At 45.3% G+C, this 16003-nt stretch carries 20 protein-coding genes; 12 read left to right on the forward strand and 8 right to left on the reverse strand.

From position 1 onward, the window contains the following. Positions 1–128 precede the first annotated feature (128 nt). The 5 genes from RS881_RS21535 (at position 129) to RS881_RS21555 (ending at position 1885) form a co-directional block, all read left to right on the forward strand. Complete coding sequence (locus RS881_RS21535; RefSeq protein ID WP_315822963.1) at positions 129–284, forward strand: VOC family protein; 156 nt, start codon at positions 129–131, stop codon at positions 282–284. Continuing rightward, positions 281–553, forward strand: a complete 273-nt coding sequence (locus RS881_RS21540) for a VOC family protein (protein WP_315822964.1) — start codon at positions 281–283, stop codon at positions 551–553. The genes RS881_RS21535 and RS881_RS21540 overlap by 4 nt, the downstream gene beginning before the upstream one ends. Positions 554–557: 4 nt before the next feature. Then, positions 558–935, forward strand: coding sequence for a DoxX family protein (locus tag RS881_RS21545; RefSeq protein WP_315822965.1), 378 nt, complete (start codon positions 558–560; stop codon positions 933–935). Positions 936–950: 15 nt separating this feature from the next. Next, complete coding sequence (locus tag RS881_RS21550; protein WP_315822966.1) at positions 951–1490, forward strand: SRPBCC family protein; 540 nt, start codon at positions 951–953, stop codon at positions 1488–1490. Positions 1491–1603: 113 nt separating this feature from the next. Then, positions 1604–1885: a hypothetical protein gene (locus RS881_RS21555; RefSeq protein WP_315822967.1), complete on the forward strand. Its 282-nt coding sequence runs from the start codon at positions 1604–1606 to the stop codon at positions 1883–1885. Between the two features lie 588 nt (positions 1886–2473). Here RS881_RS21555 and RS881_RS21560 read toward each other — a convergent pair. Continuing rightward, a complete protein-coding gene (locus tag RS881_RS21560; RefSeq protein ID WP_315822968.1) occupies positions 2474–3121 on the reverse strand; it encodes an alpha/beta hydrolase family protein in 648 nt (215 codons plus the stop codon). A 407-nt stretch (positions 3122–3528) separates the two neighbouring features. Between RS881_RS21560 and RS881_RS21565 the strand changes: the two genes are divergently transcribed. From RS881_RS21565 to RS881_RS21575, 3 genes are all read left to right on the forward strand, one after another. Further along, positions 3529–3705: a hypothetical protein gene (locus RS881_RS21565; RefSeq protein ID WP_315822969.1), complete on the forward strand. Its 177-nt coding sequence runs from the start codon at positions 3529–3531 to the stop codon at positions 3703–3705. A gap of 249 nt (positions 3706–3954) precedes the next feature. After that, a complete protein-coding gene (locus tag RS881_RS21570) occupies positions 3955–5109 on the forward strand; it encodes an acyl-CoA dehydrogenase family protein (RefSeq protein WP_315822970.1) in 1155 nt (384 codons plus the stop codon). A gap of 182 nt (positions 5110–5291) precedes the next feature. Next, positions 5292–5879 (forward strand): YggS family pyridoxal phosphate-dependent enzyme, encoded by a 588-nt coding sequence (locus tag RS881_RS21575; RefSeq protein WP_315822971.1) that lies wholly within the window; start codon positions 5292–5294, stop codon positions 5877–5879. Here RS881_RS21575 and RS881_RS21580 read toward each other — a convergent pair. Together RS881_RS21580 and RS881_RS21585 are read right to left on the reverse strand one after the other, a co-directional pair. Beyond that, positions 5855–6034, reverse strand: coding sequence for a hypothetical protein (locus tag RS881_RS21580; RefSeq protein ID WP_315822972.1), 180 nt, complete (start codon positions 6032–6034; stop codon positions 5855–5857). The two genes, RS881_RS21575 and RS881_RS21580, sit on opposite strands and share 25 nt — an antisense overlap. A 568-nt stretch (positions 6035–6602) precedes the next feature. Next, positions 6603–7037, reverse strand: coding sequence for a dioxygenase family protein (locus RS881_RS21585; protein ID WP_315822973.1), 435 nt, complete (start codon positions 7035–7037; stop codon positions 6603–6605). 246 nt (positions 7038–7283) lie between these two features. Between RS881_RS21585 and RS881_RS21590 the strand changes: the two genes are divergently transcribed. The 4 genes from RS881_RS21590 (at position 7284) to RS881_RS21605 (ending at position 10849) form a co-directional block, all read left to right on the forward strand. Continuing rightward, the gene (locus RS881_RS21590; RefSeq protein ID WP_315822974.1) at positions 7284–7571 is read left to right on the forward strand and encodes a hypothetical protein; all 288 of its coding nucleotides are present in this window, start codon (positions 7284–7286) and stop codon (positions 7569–7571) included. Continuing rightward, a complete protein-coding gene (locus RS881_RS21595) occupies positions 7547–8290 on the forward strand; it encodes a sensor histidine kinase (RefSeq protein ID WP_315822975.1) in 744 nt (247 codons plus the stop codon). The genes RS881_RS21590 and RS881_RS21595 overlap by 25 nt, the downstream gene beginning before the upstream one ends. Positions 8291–8303: 13 nt before the next feature. After that, positions 8304–9026 (forward strand): LytR/AlgR family response regulator transcription factor, encoded by a 723-nt coding sequence (locus tag RS881_RS21600; RefSeq protein ID WP_315822976.1) that lies wholly within the window; start codon positions 8304–8306, stop codon positions 9024–9026. A 209-nt stretch (positions 9027–9235) separates the two neighbouring features. Continuing rightward, the gene (locus tag RS881_RS21605; protein WP_315824567.1) at positions 9236–10849 is read left to right on the forward strand and encodes a glutamine--tRNA ligase/YqeY domain fusion protein; all 1614 of its coding nucleotides are present in this window, start codon (positions 9236–9238) and stop codon (positions 10847–10849) included. Between the two features lie 141 nt (positions 10850–10990). Here RS881_RS21605 and RS881_RS21610 read toward each other — a convergent pair whose 3' ends face one another. From RS881_RS21610 to RS881_RS21630, 5 genes are all read right to left on the reverse strand, one after another. Beyond that, the gene (locus RS881_RS21610; RefSeq protein WP_315822977.1) at positions 10991–11680 is read right to left on the reverse strand and encodes a glycine-rich domain-containing protein; all 690 of its coding nucleotides are present in this window, start codon (positions 11678–11680) and stop codon (positions 10991–10993) included. Between the two features lie 129 nt (positions 11681–11809). After that, the gene (locus tag RS881_RS21615; RefSeq protein ID WP_315822978.1) at positions 11810–13165 is read right to left on the reverse strand and encodes an amidohydrolase; all 1356 of its coding nucleotides are present in this window, start codon (positions 13163–13165) and stop codon (positions 11810–11812) included. 54 nt (positions 13166–13219) lie between these two features. Continuing rightward, positions 13220–13771 carry a GNAT family N-acetyltransferase gene (locus RS881_RS21620; RefSeq protein WP_315822979.1) on the reverse strand — a complete coding sequence of 184 codons (552 nt, stop codon included), beginning with the start codon at positions 13769–13771 and terminating at the stop codon, positions 13220–13222. A 31-nt stretch (positions 13772–13802) separates the two neighbouring features. Continuing rightward, positions 13803–15365, reverse strand: a complete 1563-nt coding sequence (locus RS881_RS21625) for an acyl-CoA mutase large subunit family protein (protein ID WP_315822980.1) — start codon at positions 15363–15365, stop codon at positions 13803–13805. A 115-nt stretch (positions 15366–15480) separates the two neighbouring features. Beyond that, positions 15481–15948: a DUF7935 family protein gene (locus RS881_RS21630; protein WP_315822981.1), complete on the reverse strand. Its 468-nt coding sequence runs from the start codon at positions 15946–15948 to the stop codon at positions 15481–15483. Positions 15949–16003: the final 55 nt, after the last annotated feature.

Raw genomic sequence — 16003 nt, forward strand, 5'->3', positions numbered from 1 at the left:
GTACCATGCGACAAATGTAGTAGAAAAGCGTGTCGCAAATACCCACCTAAGAATGTCGCATTTACACAGTATGAGAAAGGAAGCTGCGCAGTAGTTTTGTGTCCTATCACGCAAACAAACGTATAACCATGTTAACAATCAATCCCTATCTACATTTCAGGGGAACGGCAGAAGAAGCTATGAATTTCTACAAATCAGTACTGGGTGGTGAATTTACCATCTTCTCCCGGTACAAGGATTTGCCTGGTGGCGAAAAATGCCTCCGGAAAATCAACAAAAGATGATCCATATTTCCCTTACAGTGGCCAATGGCGGCACCCTCATGGCTACTGATTTATTGGAATCGATGGAGCACCAGTTGATCATAGGCAACAATATGCATATATGCATCCACACCAAAAGTGAAGCGGAAACGGAAAAGATCTTTAACGCGTTGTCGGCTGGTGGCAAGGTAGGGATGCCCCTCAATAAAACTTTCTGGGGTGCTTATTTCGGTATGTGTACCGATAAGTATGCTGTTCAATGGATGATCAATTATACCCAAAATCAATAATAACATGAAACCGAAGACCACCCGAATCCTCTATTGGATATTAACAATTGTATTTGCCCTGGCCATGTTCCTTGATGGAATAGGAGGTGTTACCCAACAGGAAGCCGGACAAGAAGTGATGCGTCACCTGGGATACCCCATGTATGCGCTTATTATTTTTGGCGTAGCCAAACTGCTCGGCGTAATAGCCATTGTGCAAACAAAGTATCAAACCATCAAAGAATGGGCCTTTGCTGGTTTTGCCTTCAACTTCCTGGGCGCTTTTGCTTCAAGGGCTTTTGCCGGTGATGGTTTGGGGCTGATCGTATTGCCGCTTATTATGCTGGCAATTATGTTCCTGCTCTATGCACTTTGGAAGAAATATCAATTGGTCAAACAATAATTAAAACTGCAAACTATGAATTTCGTTATCATCCTTCTCAGTATAATAGGAGGACTGGTTGTCCTCCTGCTCCTGCTAGCCTTATTTGTCAAAAGTGATTATTCGATCGGCCGTAGCATCATTATCAACAAGCCTCGCCAGGAAGTATTCAACTATATTAAATACCTGAAAAACCAGGACCATTTCAATAAATGGGTAATGATGGATCCTAACCTGAAGAAAGAGTTCAAAGGAATTGACGGCACAGCAGGTTTTATTTATGCCTGGGAAGGAAACAAGCAAGCTGGCAAAGGCGAGCAGGAGATCAAAAGAATTATCGAAGGTGAGCGCCTGGATGTAGAGTTGCGTTTTGTCAAGCCTTTTGAAGCCATAGGCCACGCGCCGTTTGTTACAGAGTCGATTGATGGCAATCAAACAAAATTATCCTGGGGTTTGAGCAGCCGTATGAAATATCCCATGAACATCATGCTCCTGTTCATGAATATGGATAAGCTGCTGGGCAAAGACCTGGATACCAGCCTGGGCAACCTGAAAGGCATTCTGGAGAAACAATAGAAAATGTAAGCTTATAGTTTTGGTTGTCAACCCACTTGCGTGTGCAACCTGGCAAGTGTAAGAATAGGATAATTGGATTTGCTAATTGCTAAAATGTTTAGTAATTTAGCGCTGTGAAAGGAGAGATCACAGTACGTATTGAGGGCTTTATGAGGCACTACCCGGTAGAGCGTATTTATGCTACACCTCAGTTCGAGCATTTCAGGGTCTCGGGCCGTAATGGTTCCATTGTATTCCAAAGTAATCGTCCTTTTCTCCGCAGCCATGGGCTCAAGTTAAAACGGATCGATTGGAAACTGATAGAAGGAAGCCTGCGCAGTATGAGCGTCAAAGACGCCCTGGCTCAGAGCTTGGATATCTATGTGAGACAATTGGAAAAAGAAGGGAAATTATAGCTCAGTATATGTTCTTACCAGGGTTTAACAAATCTTAAGCAATTGTCGCTGTATTTTGTTGTTGAAAATTATCAGTTGTTGGTATTCCATTTTAGACAACAGGAATCGCTAATTCCTCTGACTTATGTTTCGATTCTTCAACGTTTTACTTATTGTCATATTGATCATTGGGGCCTGTAAATCTTCGGGTAAGCTAAGCGGCCAGCCAGCAAATGAAAATTCGATGCATGAATTAAATCAAATTATTTGCCTTGCATGGAATGAGGACAGTACATTGCCAAGACAATTCAATTTCTACCGTGATAGTGGGTTTCTTTATACCATACACCATCGAGATAGCAGTACCGGAGAAATACGACCGTACTCATACCAGGGGAAGGTGAGAGAAACTTCAGACACGCTCTATCTGATCTATAATGGGCAAAAGCCGCCAGAGCCATTGGCTGGCTTCCTGGTCAAAGAAATATCAGGGAATTATTTGATCCAATATCTTAGTAGCGATAGATCCGGTCGGATGTTTTTCGGTATTTGAAGCGTGATGCAAGACATCAGGAGTGGTTCAGGTAGTGTAACCTTTGTTACCTTCTACTATTTAACCATCCTTCCAATAGCTTCCAGTACCTTTTCATTGAGCAATATTTCATGGCCTTCACCTGCAATATTTATAAACTCCACTGGCACCTGTTGTTTTTGCAATAAGGCATAATACTCCTGGCTGAAACGGGGTAGGGCTACATCATCCTGATCGCCCGAGATCACCATCACTTTAATGCGCTTACTTACTTTCTTTACACCTTCATGCGGCGATAAGCTCTTTACGGGTACATCCCATACACTGGGCGCTTTGGTTAATTCTTTCATGTGTATTCGGAACTCGGGCACATTGCAGGGGCAAGCGACCAATACAGCGCCTTGCGCCAGTGTTGGATGACGGCTGATAATATTGGCCGTAATAGCTGCTCCGCCCGAATGACCGGCAATAATGATCTTTCCTGCATGGTGCTGATCCGCAATGATACCGATCGCATAAGCGATCCTGTCAACCACTTCTGGTGTATAGTTATCAGCAGATGTTAATCCCCGTTCGCCTGTAGAATGATGATTGTCAGGATCAGTATAGCCAGGTCTTAATATGCCAATAGCCATTACATTTTCATTGTTTGAAGCGATCAAGCGAGCTGTCCGGTACTGGTAACTGGGCTTGTTAAAAGGAGCATCACCATGTATGATCACCACAAGGGTGGGGCGGTTACCTGGAGTTTTGGAATAATAGGGTTTATAAAAAGAGAGTCCTTGCCTTTAATTACCCACCTGGGACCGGTAGTATCGCCGGCCGTTTGTGCCGGGAGATGTAGTGGCTGGAATAATTGAAGTAGTGACAGCAGGCAGCAGAAACGAAGCAATAACATGGCTATCTTTTAAGGTTGTGTAGGAAAATGTTCGATTGATGATAATTGGCCGGAAGGCCCGCAATTATTGAATTTTAAATGTAATGAAATTAGCAAAACGATCTGGCTTATATGCGTCTTTTCTACCTTTTATTCAAATAGCCAGCATCGAAAATAAATACAGCAATCAGGCAATAGCATATCTGCTATTTTTGCATTTACCATAACCATGATAATATGTCAAAAAAGTCACTTATGATCCTGGTAGCCGGCCCTTACCGTTCCGGTACCAATGACGATCCCTTACTCATTGCTGCCAATGTAAAACACATGACCGATACTGCCCTGGCCATTTATCGTATGGGCCATTTACCGGTTTTAGGTGAATGGTTTGCCCTCCCTTGCTGGAAGCAGCTGGCAGTAAACAGATAGGAGACGCCATTTTCAAGGAGATCTTTCATCCCGTGGCCGTACAGTTGATCGATCATTGTGATGCCGTATTACGCATCGGAGGGCCCTCAGCCGGGCCGATGAAATGGTGGCTACCGGCAAAGCCAAAGGGAAAGCCATCTTTCTGGATCAATCCGAGATTCCCTTACCCAACTCTTAATACGAACATTTGTTAGTTTTTGTGATAATTTCTATTACTTTTGTTCCTAAACACAAAAACAGACAGGCCATATGCAATTCCAGTTATCAGAAGAACAACTCATGATCCGCAATGCGGCCAGAGATTTCGCCAGGCAGGAATGCTTGCCAGGCGTTATTGAAAGAGATGAACACCAAAAATTTCCCAAAGAACAGGTTCTTAAACTTGCCGAACTGGGTTTTATGGGCATGATGGTAGACCCTAAATATGGGGGTAGTGGTCTGGATACCGTGAGTTATGTATTGGCCATGGAAGAGATCAGTAAGATCGATGCCAGCGTAAGCGTATGTATGAGTGTGAACAATAGCCTTGTAAGCTGGGGACTGGAAGCTTATGGAACCGAAGAACAAAAACAACAATACCTCACACCATTGGCGCAGGGGCGTAAGGATGGCGAATTATATATCGGGGCCTTCCTGTTAAGCGAGCCGGAAGCAGGTAGTGATGCCACTTCCCAACGTACTACGGCCGAAGATAAAGGCGATTATTACCTGTTGAATGGTACCAAGAACTGGATCACCAATGGTTCTTCAGCCTCTGTATACCTGGTAATGGCTCAAACAGATGTTGCCAAGGGAAGTAAAGGGATCAATGCTTTTATTGTAGAGAAAAATTGGCCGGGCGTTGTGGTAGGTGCCAAAGAAAATAAGTTGGGTATTCGCGGCAGCGATACCCACAGTATCTTGTTAAATGATGTAAAAGTGCCCAAAGCCAATCGTATTGGCGAAGATGGCTTTGGTTTCACCTTTGCCATGAAAACCCTGGCCGGAGGCCGTATTGGTATCGCTTCACAGGCACTGGGAATTGCCAGCGGCGCTTATGAGCTGTCGCTTAAATATGCCAAAGAACGAAAAGCCTTTGGCAAAGAATTGATGCAACACCAGGCCATTCAATTCAAGCTGGCCGATATGGCTACCCGTATTGAAGCCGCCCGCTTATTGTGCCTCAAAGCCGCCTGGGATAAAGATCAGCACCAGGATTATGCCTTAAGTTCATCCATGGCCAAGGTGTTTGCCAGCGAAGCAGCTATGTGGGCTTCGGTAGAAGCTGTTCAGATCCACGGTGGTTATGGTTATGTAAAAGAATACCATGTGGAAAGGTTGATGCGCGATGCCAAGATCACTCAGATCTATGAAGGGACGTCCGAAATACAACGCATTGTTATCAGCCGTTCTATCCTGAAATAACTTTCCGTCAAATAAACTCAATAATTGCCAACGACTCCCGCCTGTGTCGTTGGCATATTTTTTATCTACTACTTGTGATGAACTCTTTCTCAAGCTTACTGGCCCTGGTAACTGATTCAGGTTTTAGTATTAGTTTTGACCCTGCTTTTGCAGAACCGAATACCAAAAACAATACTTGAATAATGGCAGTCAATAAAGAGCAATATCTCAAAATACAAAACGAACTAGGCGATCGGGCAACCCTTATAGCTGTATCCAAAACAAAGCCAGCAGAAGATATCAAGGCCCTGTATGACCTGGGACAGCGCGATTTTGGTGAGAACTATGTACAGGAATTAGTGGAAAAGCAAATGCTTTTACCCGCCAATATCCGCTGGCATTTCATTGGCCATTTGCAATCCAATAAAGTGAAATACATAGCCCCTTATGTGCACCTGATTCATGGGGTGGATAGTTATAAATTATTGCTGGAAATAGACAAACAGGCGGCTAAGAACCTGAGGGTTATTAATTGCCTGTTGCAGGTACATATTGCCCGGGAAGAAACCAAGTTTGGTTTCAGCCAGGAAGAGCTGGCCGAAGTACTGCAAAGCCTGCGTACCAGCCAGGCCGAGGGGCAGCTGAGTCATGTGCGCGTACAGGGTCTCATGGGCATGGCATCCTTTACCGGGGATCAGCTATCTATTAAAAAGGAATTTATGTACCTCAGGGGCTTTTTGACGAATACTTCCCTGCCGGCTCCCCATTACCCATACTTTCCATGGGGATGAGCAGTGATTATCAGCTGGCTATTACCTGTGGCAGCAATATGGTGCGAATTGGTAGCCTGCTTTTTGGCGCCCGCTCCAAAGCCTGAAATCGCCATTTTAGGGCCTGTCATCTTCCATTTAAGCGCAAATACCGAATAAATTATAGCACCTGTCATTCCAACAGTAATTTTATTGTGCAAATAGGATATAAGATAGTGTTTTTCATAGGTTATTGATTAATGGTTAAGGGCTGTTTCTACAGCTCTTTTTTGTGTTAACAAGCATGGTCAATGCAGCTTTTCCTGCAGTAATTTTTCTGTTGGGTGGTGGGATGATCCGTTCCGTTCGGCAAAAACCTTACAATCCCCTTAATCCTGGTTCAGGCAATCGACCTGTTCTGGTCATTCAACCCGGTTTCTCTTTCAAACATCGAATAGATTATGCAATGGCCCTTCCGGAGAGTAGTTTTATGTAAGTATTAAAGGCAAAAGATAGTGTTTTTCATAGGTTATTGATTAATGAATCAGGGGCTGTTTCTACAGCCCTTTTTTAGTGGATAATTGGGAATATGTAAACCCAGAATAATATCCCGGTTAGCAATCAGCAAGCCATCCTTACTGGTAAGTTTAATGATACCGTTGCCGCCATATTGGAGCTGCTTCTTTCTTTCGGCTGTCGTTTATAATGGGTCACCGTCAAACAGGTATTCGTCAATAAAATAAAGCGTTTTATCAGCTTCCTTGATTACTCTGGATGAACATGTGCTGGTATGGATTCCCTGAGATACGCTGCCGGTTTCAATGTATAAAAGGCATAACGTCCATTTTCATTGGGAGGTATCCACCCACGGATATAGCCATGTCTTTTGGCCCATCCTTTCTCGTTTCCTTTCATTGCATAGATTCCCCGCTGATCGGTATGGTATATATACAGCACTGCATGGCGGGCTGGTGTTTTCCCATCTGCTTCATAAATAGTACCTGTGATCAGCATTTTAGGGCCTGCATCCTTGAAATCGGGTAAGGTGTCAATCCAGTTGAGTTGATCAAAAGGTACCGGACATTCAAAAATAGCATCACAGCCTTCACAAGGGCCTCCGATCTGACCGCCACTTTTCTTTTGGGCGCAGGAGGTTAAATTTAAAAACAACAGAAATATTGGCAGTATGATTACTTTCATAGTAAACCGTTTAGATGATTATTTTCCTGTAAAATGAACACAACAATAGCCCAACTGGAAAAATCTTACACATCAGGTATCTATCACTTGATGAAAAGCGTATTTCAGGAGTACGGTATATACCCTGTTTGACCTAACCAGGTGAAAACAAAAAAGGCAAATGCCGCTAATTAGCATTTCGTGTAGGGGTTTGGGCCTCAGGTGTAAGAAAAATAACGGCTGCTTTTTGTATATTTATTTTGAGGTATGAACAAACAAACGATCTTCCGGCGCTATAAACTCGACCACCTGCTGGGCTGGCTGATTTTGTTTAGCGGCTGGCATTTCTTCCGTTACCAGGATTATCCCCGTGATATTGGCTGGCTGATCACCGGTCTTAAAGTAGCCGATCTGGCGCTCATGGTCTATATTACCAATTACCTGCTGATACCACAACTACTGTACAAAAGAAATATCTACTCTTTGCCATTACCTTTCTGGTGGTCGTTACTGGATTCAGCTGGCTCAAAATGTACCTCGAAGGTCAGATCATGAACCGGCCTTCACTATTCAATGTATTTACCGATCCTAAGCGGCGATTTTATGACAATGTAATTCCTCATATCCTATTGGTAAGTACTGGTGCTGCATTTAAGCTGCTGATGGATTATGCCCGGGCCCAGCGTAGGCTGGGAGAGGTGTCTAAAGAAAAGGCGGAAGCTGAACTGAATTTCCTGAAATCACAGATCAACCCGCATTTCCTGTTTAATTCACTGAACTCGATCTATTTTCTCATTGATAAACAAAATGCCACGGCCCGTCAGACCTTATTACAATTCTCCGACCTGTTACGCTACCAGCTATATGACTGTAATGCCGATACCATTGAGATTGAAAAGGAAGTGACCTATCTGCAAGATTTCATCCGGCTGCAGCAATTACGCAAGGACCACCATTATGAAGTGGAGGTACATGTAGCGCCTGAGGTGCGGGGATTCCGGATTACCCCTTTATTGCTTATCCCGTTTGTCGAAAATGCCTTTAAACATATTTCACACCATAGCGATCAACGGAATTTTGTACAGGTAACATTGGGCAGGGGGAATGGAATATTCCACTTTAGGGTGGAAAATTCCAAAGAAACCCACCATCGATCCACAGAGCCGCAAGGCGGGATTGGCCTTAGTAATGTGAAACGGAGGTTGGAACTGCTGTACCCCGGAAATACGAATTGCAGATCGATAATAATGATGCTACCTTTAAAGTATCGCTAAATCTTCATCTGTCATGACACTACAATGCATTATCATCGACGATGAACCCTTGGCCCGTACCGGGTTGAAGGAATACATCCAGGATGTAGAATTCCTGCAACTGGCAGGAGAGTTCGACACTCCCATGAAGGCGATTGACCTGCTCATGCAGCAAAAGATTGACCTCATTTTCCTGGATATTCAGATGCCCCGGATGACGGGACTCGAATTCCTGAAAACATTAACCAAACCACCCCTGGTCATTTTTACTACTGCCTATCCTCAATATGCGGTGGAGGGGTTTGAATTGAATGCAATTGATTACCTGCTGAAGCCTTTTTCTTTTGAGCGTTTCCTGAAAGCGGCCATCAGGGCAAAATCATTGTGTGAGCCAGCTACAACAGTTATTGCAACTGGTGCCGGGACAGAGCCTGATTACTTTTTTATAAAAAGTGATAACAAGCTCATAAAAGTGAAATATGAGGAAATACTATTTATTGAAGCCCTGCAAAACTATGTGGCTGTTCATACCACCGATAAAAAATACATTACCTACCTTACTTTTCGCAGCATTGAAGAATACCTGCCAGCCGGCCGTTTTGTACGCACCCATAAGTCTTTTATTGTAGCCGCCGCCAAGGTCGAAAGCATTGAAGGCAACGACATCCGGATTGGCCAGCACCATATTCCCATTAGCCGTACAGAACGGGAAACTGTACTCCAGCAGCTACTCCAGAACCGTTTGCTGAAACGATAGCCCCCTGAATCCTACATAATCAGCGTTTTATACGGGAAGAATCCAATAACCGCCCTCCCGGATCCCGAAATTTCTTCGTAAATTCGCATTTACCATATGCCACGGGTGTCGAAAGACCGTGGCATATTTGTAAATACAGGTACTATGACTGAGATTAAAAAAGCAGAAGAAAAAGCCTCAACTTTTTAGAGGAGATCATTGAAGAAGACCTGAAGGCGGGCAAGTACACCTCTATTACTACCCGTTTTCCGCCGGAGCCTAATGGCTACCTGCACATTGGCCATGCCAAAAGTATTTGCCTCAACTTTGGTTTAACGCAGAAATACGGCGGTAAAACCAACCTCCGTTTTGACGACACCAATCCCGTTACAGAGGACACTGAATATGTGGACAGTATCAAATCCGATGTTCGATGGCTCGGCTTCCAATGGGCCAATGAATTATATGCCTCTGATTATTTTGAACAGCTATATGGTTTTGCCGTTAAGCTGATCCAAAAGGGCCTGGCCTATGTGGATGATTCTTCCAGTGAAGAGATCGCTGCCCAGAAAGGAACACCCACCTCACCCGGTACCAGGAATCAATACGCCGACAGGAGCATTGAAGAGAACCTGCGCCTGTTTGAAGATATGCGCAATGGCAAATATGCAGATGGTCAAAAAGTATTGCGGGCAAAGGCGGACATGAGTTCACCCAATATGCACATGCGTGATCCGATCCTATACCGTATCAAACATGCTAAACATCACCGTACGGGCGATGCCTGGTGCATCTATCCCATGTACGATTTTGCCCACGGACAAAGCGACTCACTCGAACATATCACCCATTCTATTTGTACGCTGGAGTTCATTCCCCACCGTCCTTTGTATAATTGGCTGATTGAAGAGCTGGAAATATTTCCTTCCCACCAATATGAGTTTGCACGCCTCAACCTGAACTATACAGTGATGAGCAAGCGTAAATTGAAGCAACTGGTATTGGAAAAACATGTTACCGGTTGGGACGATCCCAGGATGCCTACCATCAGCGCTTTCCGACGCAGAGGCTACACGCCTGAATCTATTCGCGACTTCTGCGAGCGGGTAGGAGTGGCCAGGCGTGATAATATGATCGACCTGTCTTTGCTGGAATTCTGTATCCGTGAGCACCTTAATAAGATCGCCCTTCGCCGTATGGTGGTATTCGATCCCTTGAAGGTGACCATTACCAATTATCCCGAAGGGCAGATGGAAATGCTGAAAAGCGAAGACAATCCCGAGGATCCGGCAGGTACCCACCGTGATGTACCTTTCAGCAGGGAATTGTATATAGAGCAGGAAGATTTCATGGAAAACCCACCCAAGAAATACTTCAGATTGGCACCCGGACAGGTAGTGCGGCTGAAAAGCGCCTATATCATCCGTTGTGAAGAAGTGATAAAAGACGCTGACGGAAAGGTTGTAGAAGTAAAATGTACTTACATCCCTGAAAGCAAAAGTGGTTCCGATACATCGGGAGTAAAAGTACAAGGTACCCTGCATTGGGTGAGTGTGCCACAGGCCATTAGTTGCGAGATCAGGGAGTATGACCGCCTATTCAAAGTGGAAGATCCTTCCAGTGAAGAAGGAGATTTTAAGGACTATATCAATCCTGATTCTTTGAAGGTAATTGGAACAGCCTATGCAGAGCCCGCTTTAAAAACGGCCCGCTTTGAAGAACGCTACCAGTTCTTGCGCAAAGGTTATTTCTGCCTGGATAAAGATACTTCTGAAGAAAGGTTGATTTTTAACCGCACAGTTACCCTGAAGGATACCTGGGCTAAAGAGAAGAAGAAAAACTAACCATGATTCTTTGGATTTAAAGGATTACGGATTGTTCAATAAAACAGAACTAGTCAGGTTGGAAACAGCCTGACTTTTTTATTGACCGCTCATGGTTCCCCAGATTTCATCAAGCAGCCAGGTGAAACAAAATAACCGACTTTAATCTCCTCCTCCGCAACCGCCACCGCAACCTCCTCCTCCGCCACATCCGCTACCGCCCTCTCCCCGTAAGCGGTTGTTCGATGTATAAGCTAGAACCAACAATCCCGATATACCAAAGAGGAAAAGGAAGGCAGGATTGGAACTGACTGCTGCAGCTATTAAACCGATAGCGATTAGCGCCAATCCGCTTATGTTTTTATGCCAGGGCTTTTTAGGGACGATCCAGTGCGTGTCGGTGTTGGCTCTTACAAAATCTGCTGTGCCAAATCGCTTGTGGGAGGGTGGCCAGATATCATCGGGAGGTGCCTGGCCAAATTTGTCGAAGTAAAGCTGTAAAGTCGATTCGTAGTAGCTGATGAACTTGTCTCTTTCGGCGGGGCCGCCGGTGGTGGGCGTGTGGTGAAGGTCTTTTCCGAGGATGTCTTTGCAGAGGTCGTTCCAGTAGGATTTGGTGTAGACTAAGTGAAGGTGCCAGGCCTGGTCTACTTCATCGGAGGGCGTTACCGGGTGGGGACTGATCGTACATAGAAAAAGGAATCGTTTGTACTCGAAAATGACCCGGTCTGTAAAGAAAGGCGGCCATCCATTTTCCTGTGCCAGCCTTTGCGAGAAGCTTAATGCATCGTAAGGGTTGTTGGGCGAGAAACTTTCCAGTTTGCTCCACAACAGGGTTTCATCAATAATCATAAAGAACTCTTTTACAAAAATAACTCGCCAATATTACCCCAATGTTATGTGTTTAGAGCAACGTTAATAACCTTGCAATGGATAGTAAATTAGTAATGTATATTATGTTAGGACCGAGCCCGTAGTGAATTAATTCTGTATGCGATTAAAACCCCTTCTTGGAATTGTTTTTGCATCGCCACCCGCTTTCAATTTGGCATAGTCAAATACCAATTGTAAAAAACCTTTCACACCCACATCTAGTCGACTGTCATCAATATAGAAATCGGGTGTATGGTGAGGTGGGGCTTTGGCTTTATCGGCGCCTTTGGGCATACCGCCAAAATAGATAAAAAAGGAGGGTGCCTTGGTGCCAAAGAAGGAGAAGTCTTCAGCGCCAGTTACCCATTCCCGTTCTGTAACATTGCCTTTTCCGGCTGCAGTTTCGAGCGAAGGCAGCATCATTTTTACCAGTTCGGGGTCATTGTAGGTAACCAGTGTTTTGGTATCAATGGTTACTTCGGCTACTGCGCCCAGGGCATCTGCTACCGTAGTGGCTACTTTACGGATGCGCTCATGCGTTTCTTTTTGCATCTTACTATCGAGTGTGCGGATGGTGCCTTCCAGCAACGCTTCTTCTGGGATGATATTAGGACGTACGCCACTGTGAAACTTGCCTACGGTGATCACCACAGGTGCCTTCGTAAGTTCGGATTGTCGGCTCACAATGGTTTGCAGGGCCCCAATGATCTCGGTAGATACTACGATGGGGTCTATACCTTTCCAGGGTTGTGAACCATGCGATTGTTTGCCTTTTACTTTAATCGTAAACCAGTCGGAAGAGGCCATAAATGCCCCGGGTTTGTATTCAAACTTACCCACTTCAATATCCGATTCAATATGCATTCCAAATACGGCATCTACTTTAGGGTTGTCCATAACCCCTTCTTTTACCATGAGTGGAGCGCCACCTTCTTCATTGCCGGGAGGGCCCTCTTCAGCGGGCTGGAAAAAGAACTTCACGATACCTGGTACATCCTTCTTCATACCCGCCAGTACTTCGGCAGTACCCATTAGCATGGCCACATGGCTATCGTGTCCGCAAGCATGCATTACTGGTACTGATTGCCCCAGGTAATCAGCTACTACCGTTGACTTAAAAGGGATATTTACGCGTTCCTGTACCGGTAGGGCATCCATATCGGCCCGCAGCGCCACTACAGGGCCAGGTTTGCCGCCACGCAGGATGGCTACTATGCCGGTTTTAGCCACACCTGTTTGTACTTCCAGGCCTAATGCTTTGAGGTGGGCGGCAACATATTCAGCCGTTTTATACTCCCGGTTGGAAAGCTCAGGATGTTCGTGCAGGTAACGTCTCCACTCAACCAGCTTGGATTGAATAGCGCTGGCTTTTTGATCTATTTGTATGGATATATTTTGCTGCGCAATACCATTGGTATATGATGCCAGCAGTACGAGGCAGAGTAGTTTGGTTGTTAAACGCATGAAGAATGATTGTGCTTCAATATAGTACAATAATTGCGAACTACTCACAATTCACTACTTCCAATCCCACACTACTACATGCCAGGTGTCCATATTGTCCTCATAGGTATGAATGGTTTCAAAACCTACCCGTTTGTGGGCTTGCAGGGAGCGGTAATTGGTGGTGGAAATTTCTGTGATAATAAAATCGTAGCGGGGACTGTATACCTCTTTGTGGTGATGATAGAGCATGTCGAACAATCCCCTGGCCCGGTGTGCTTTGGAAACGCAGATCTGTCCCATCACATAAAATTGGTAATCATACAAGGGTTTTCCTTTCCATTGTAACTGTTCAAAGTTTTGGAACATAGGCTCCAGGTCGGGATATGCTTGCCGCCCTTCCAAAGTTACTGTCATGGCATAAGCAGCCAGTTCATCTTCATGCTTCACGATAACGCTGGGGGCAAAGGCGTGCAGTTGTTGCAGCATGGGCAGGCTGAACTGCATCGTTAAGAAGCCCTGGGCGTCTTTTTCTTCCTGGCTGATATGTTGTTTCAGGTTCAGTTGCTGCAATTGCAGGATCTGTTCCAGTTCTTTGTCAGAACCAACTGTGGTGGCTAGGTACATAGTACAAAAATACGAATTTCGACTTCCTGGCCTATTTGTATTCCCCGTATACTTCTCGCAATGTGTCGGCAATTTCACCCAGGGTGCATTTGTTTTCTACAGCTTCGATCACCGTAGGCATGATATTCTCATCACTGCCCGCTTTATCGCTCAACAATTGCAAAAGCTGGTCGCATTTAGAATGGTTACGTTGCCGGCGCAGGATGGCCAGTTTTTCACTTTGTACCTGGCGGATGGAGTCATCTATCTTAAAACCAGGAGTAGTATTGGTTTCAGTTACCTGGAATTTATTGACGCCTACAATGATCTTTTCATTGCGCTCTACCTGTCGCTGGTAATCATAGGCGCTACGGGCAATTTCATCTTGTATAAAGCCCTGTTCAATAGCGCTTACGCTGCCGCCCATGGCATCTATTTTACCCATCAGCTTCCAGGCTTCTTCTTCTACTTGTTTGGTGAGGGATTCTACAAAATACGAGCCTGCCAGTGGATCAACCGTATCGGCCGCACCACTTTCAAAAGCTACAATTTGCTGTGTACGCAGTGCTATCCGGGCCGCTTCTTCTGTGGGCAGACTAAGTGCCTCGTCATAGCCGTTGGTATGCAGTGATTGAGTGCCGCCCAATACCGCTGCCAGTGTTTGAACGGTAACGCGGGCAATATTGTTCAGTGGTTGTTGGGCCGTTAATGTACTGCCTCCTGTTTGTGTATGGAAACGCAGCATCATGGCCTTGGGATCCGTGGCTCCCAGCTCTTTCATCATTACGGCCCACATACTTCGGGCAGCGCGGAACTTGGCCACCTCTTCAAATAAATTATTGTGCGCATTGAAGAAGAAGGACAAGCGTTTGCCAAATACATTGATGTCGAGCCCTTTTTCCAGGGCTGCCTTTACATAGGCTTTTCCATTGCTAAGCGTAAAGGCAATTTCCTGTACCGCTGTACTACCTGCTTCCCGGATATGGTACCCGGATATCGAGATTGTATTCCATTTGGGTAATTCCTGGCTGCACCATTCAAATATATCAGTAATGATACGCATGGAAGGTTTGGGCGGATAGATATACGTGCCCCGCGCAGCATACTCCTTCAGAATATCATTCTGAATGGTGCCGGTGATCTTTTTCAGGTCGGCGCCCTGCTGTTTGGCCAGGGCTACATACAAACTAAGCAGGATAAATCCCGTAGCATTAATGGTCATGGAAGTCGATACGTCCTCCAGCTTGATGCCTTTGAACAGCGTTTGCATGTCTTCCAGGCTATCAATGGCTACACCTACTTTGCCTACTTCTCCTTCAGCCAGGGCATGATCACTGTCATAACCTATCTGAGTGGGCAGGTCAAACGCAACACTTAAACCCATTACGCCCTGTGACAGAAGATAGTGATATCGTTTATTGCTTTCTTCGGCAGTGCTAAAACCGGCATATTGCCGCATGGTCCACAACTTACCCCGGTACATATCCGGCTGCACACCCCGGGTAAAAGGAAAATCACCTGGAGGCGGCAATGGAGGAATGCCCTGTAGCTGTTGGGCATCATACAATTCCCGGATCTCAATTCCACTGTCTGTAAAGATCTTTTTTTCAGGCATAAGCAATCATTGATTTCAAATATTGCGCGGTAGCTCCATCAGGCCATCAGCTTGCGGGCCTCATAGCTCAAGGCGTCTGCTACCACACCATGTAAAGATGCTTTAGGATTTTGCATCAGCATTTCCAATATACTACGGTTAAGGTCTTGTGCCGTGGCTTCAGCTGGTAAAAAGACGTGATCTGGTTTACGATCAACATATTCTGGTCTTTCAGGTTGCATACAGCTTCCCAGGCTTCCTGAGTTACATACATCTGCTGCGTTACATTGTATTCAAATTCTCCTTTGATATTGTGTATTAACCCTGCCTGCATTTCGCGGGCCGTCAAGCCGGGTTCATTGAGGCGGCTGATCAGGTTGGGCAGGGCAATCCGGTCAACCAGCAGGATCAGCCTTTCATAGGCTTGTAATTGCAGTTGTTTGGTAGCCGTGGTTTGAGTGGCTTCCACTTTTTCTGTTTTCTTACGGGCTTCCTGGGCCTGTTTAGCCTCTTTGCGCTGCTTCCAGAACAAATAGGCCAGGGTACCGCCCAGGGTTAAGGCTATGATCAGCTGCCAGATCAGTTGATTCCAGGAAAGTGTCATTCGGGTTAGTTTTTGAGTCAACAAATGTAGTGAAATGGTTTTTGAGTTCTCTCTA

Origin of the sequence: Paraflavitalea speifideaquila (genome assembly GCF_032395985.1) — a bacterium.
GTDB lineage: Bacteria > Bacteroidota > Bacteroidia > Chitinophagales > Chitinophagaceae > Paraflavitalea > Paraflavitalea speifideaquila.

What these genes read in the sequence shown, in the direction of transcription:
- RS881_RS21620 (WP_315822979.1), bottom strand. Translation starts at nt 13,771, where the DNA reads ATGTACCTAGCCACCACAGTTGGTTCTGACAAAGAACTGGAACAGATC.
- RS881_RS21575 (WP_315822971.1), top strand. Translation starts at nt 5,292, where the DNA reads ATGGCAGTCAATAAAGAGCAATATCTCAAAATACAAAACGAACTAGGC.
- RS881_RS21550 (WP_315822966.1), top strand. Translation starts at nt 951, where the DNA reads ATGAATTTCGTTATCATCCTTCTCAGTATAATAGGAGGACTGGTTGTC.
- RS881_RS21610 (WP_315822977.1), bottom strand. Translation starts at nt 11,680, where the DNA reads ATGATTATTGATGAAACCCTGTTGTGGAGCAAACTGGAAAGTTTCTCG.
- RS881_RS21580 (WP_315822972.1), bottom strand. Translation starts at nt 6,034, where the DNA reads ATGACAGGTGCTATAATTTATTCGGTATTTGCGCTTAAATGGAAGATG.
- RS881_RS21630 (WP_315822981.1), bottom strand. Translation starts at nt 15,948, where the DNA reads ATGACACTTTCCTGGAATCAACTGATCTGGCAGCTGATCATAGCCTTA.
- RS881_RS21595 (WP_315822975.1), top strand. Translation starts at nt 7,547, where the DNA reads ATGTACCTCGAAGGTCAGATCATGAACCGGCCTTCACTATTCAATGTA.
- RS881_RS21590 (WP_315822974.1), top strand. Translation starts at nt 7,284, where the DNA reads ATGAACAAACAAACGATCTTCCGGCGCTATAAACTCGACCACCTGCTG.
- RS881_RS21540 (WP_315822964.1), top strand. Translation starts at nt 281, where the DNA reads ATGATCCATATTTCCCTTACAGTGGCCAATGGCGGCACCCTCATGGCT.
- RS881_RS21535 (WP_315822963.1), top strand. Translation starts at nt 129, where the DNA reads ATGTTAACAATCAATCCCTATCTACATTTCAGGGGAACGGCAGAAGAA.
- RS881_RS21625 (WP_315822980.1), bottom strand. Translation starts at nt 15,365, where the DNA reads ATGCCTGAAAAAAAGATCTTTACAGACAGTGGAATTGAGATCCGGGAA.
- RS881_RS21565 (WP_315822969.1), top strand. Translation starts at nt 3,529, where the DNA reads ATGATCCTGGTAGCCGGCCCTTACCGTTCCGGTACCAATGACGATCCC.
- RS881_RS21585 (WP_315822973.1), bottom strand. Translation starts at nt 7,037, where the DNA reads ATGAAAGTAATCATACTGCCAATATTTCTGTTGTTTTTAAATTTAACC.
- RS881_RS21545 (WP_315822965.1), top strand. Translation starts at nt 558, where the DNA reads ATGAAACCGAAGACCACCCGAATCCTCTATTGGATATTAACAATTGTA.
- RS881_RS21570 (WP_315822970.1), top strand. Translation starts at nt 3,955, where the DNA reads ATGCAATTCCAGTTATCAGAAGAACAACTCATGATCCGCAATGCGGCC.
- RS881_RS21600 (WP_315822976.1), top strand. Translation starts at nt 8,304, where the DNA reads ATGACACTACAATGCATTATCATCGACGATGAACCCTTGGCCCGTACC.
- RS881_RS21615 (WP_315822978.1), bottom strand. Translation starts at nt 13,165, where the DNA reads ATGCGTTTAACAACCAAACTACTCTGCCTCGTACTGCTGGCATCATAT.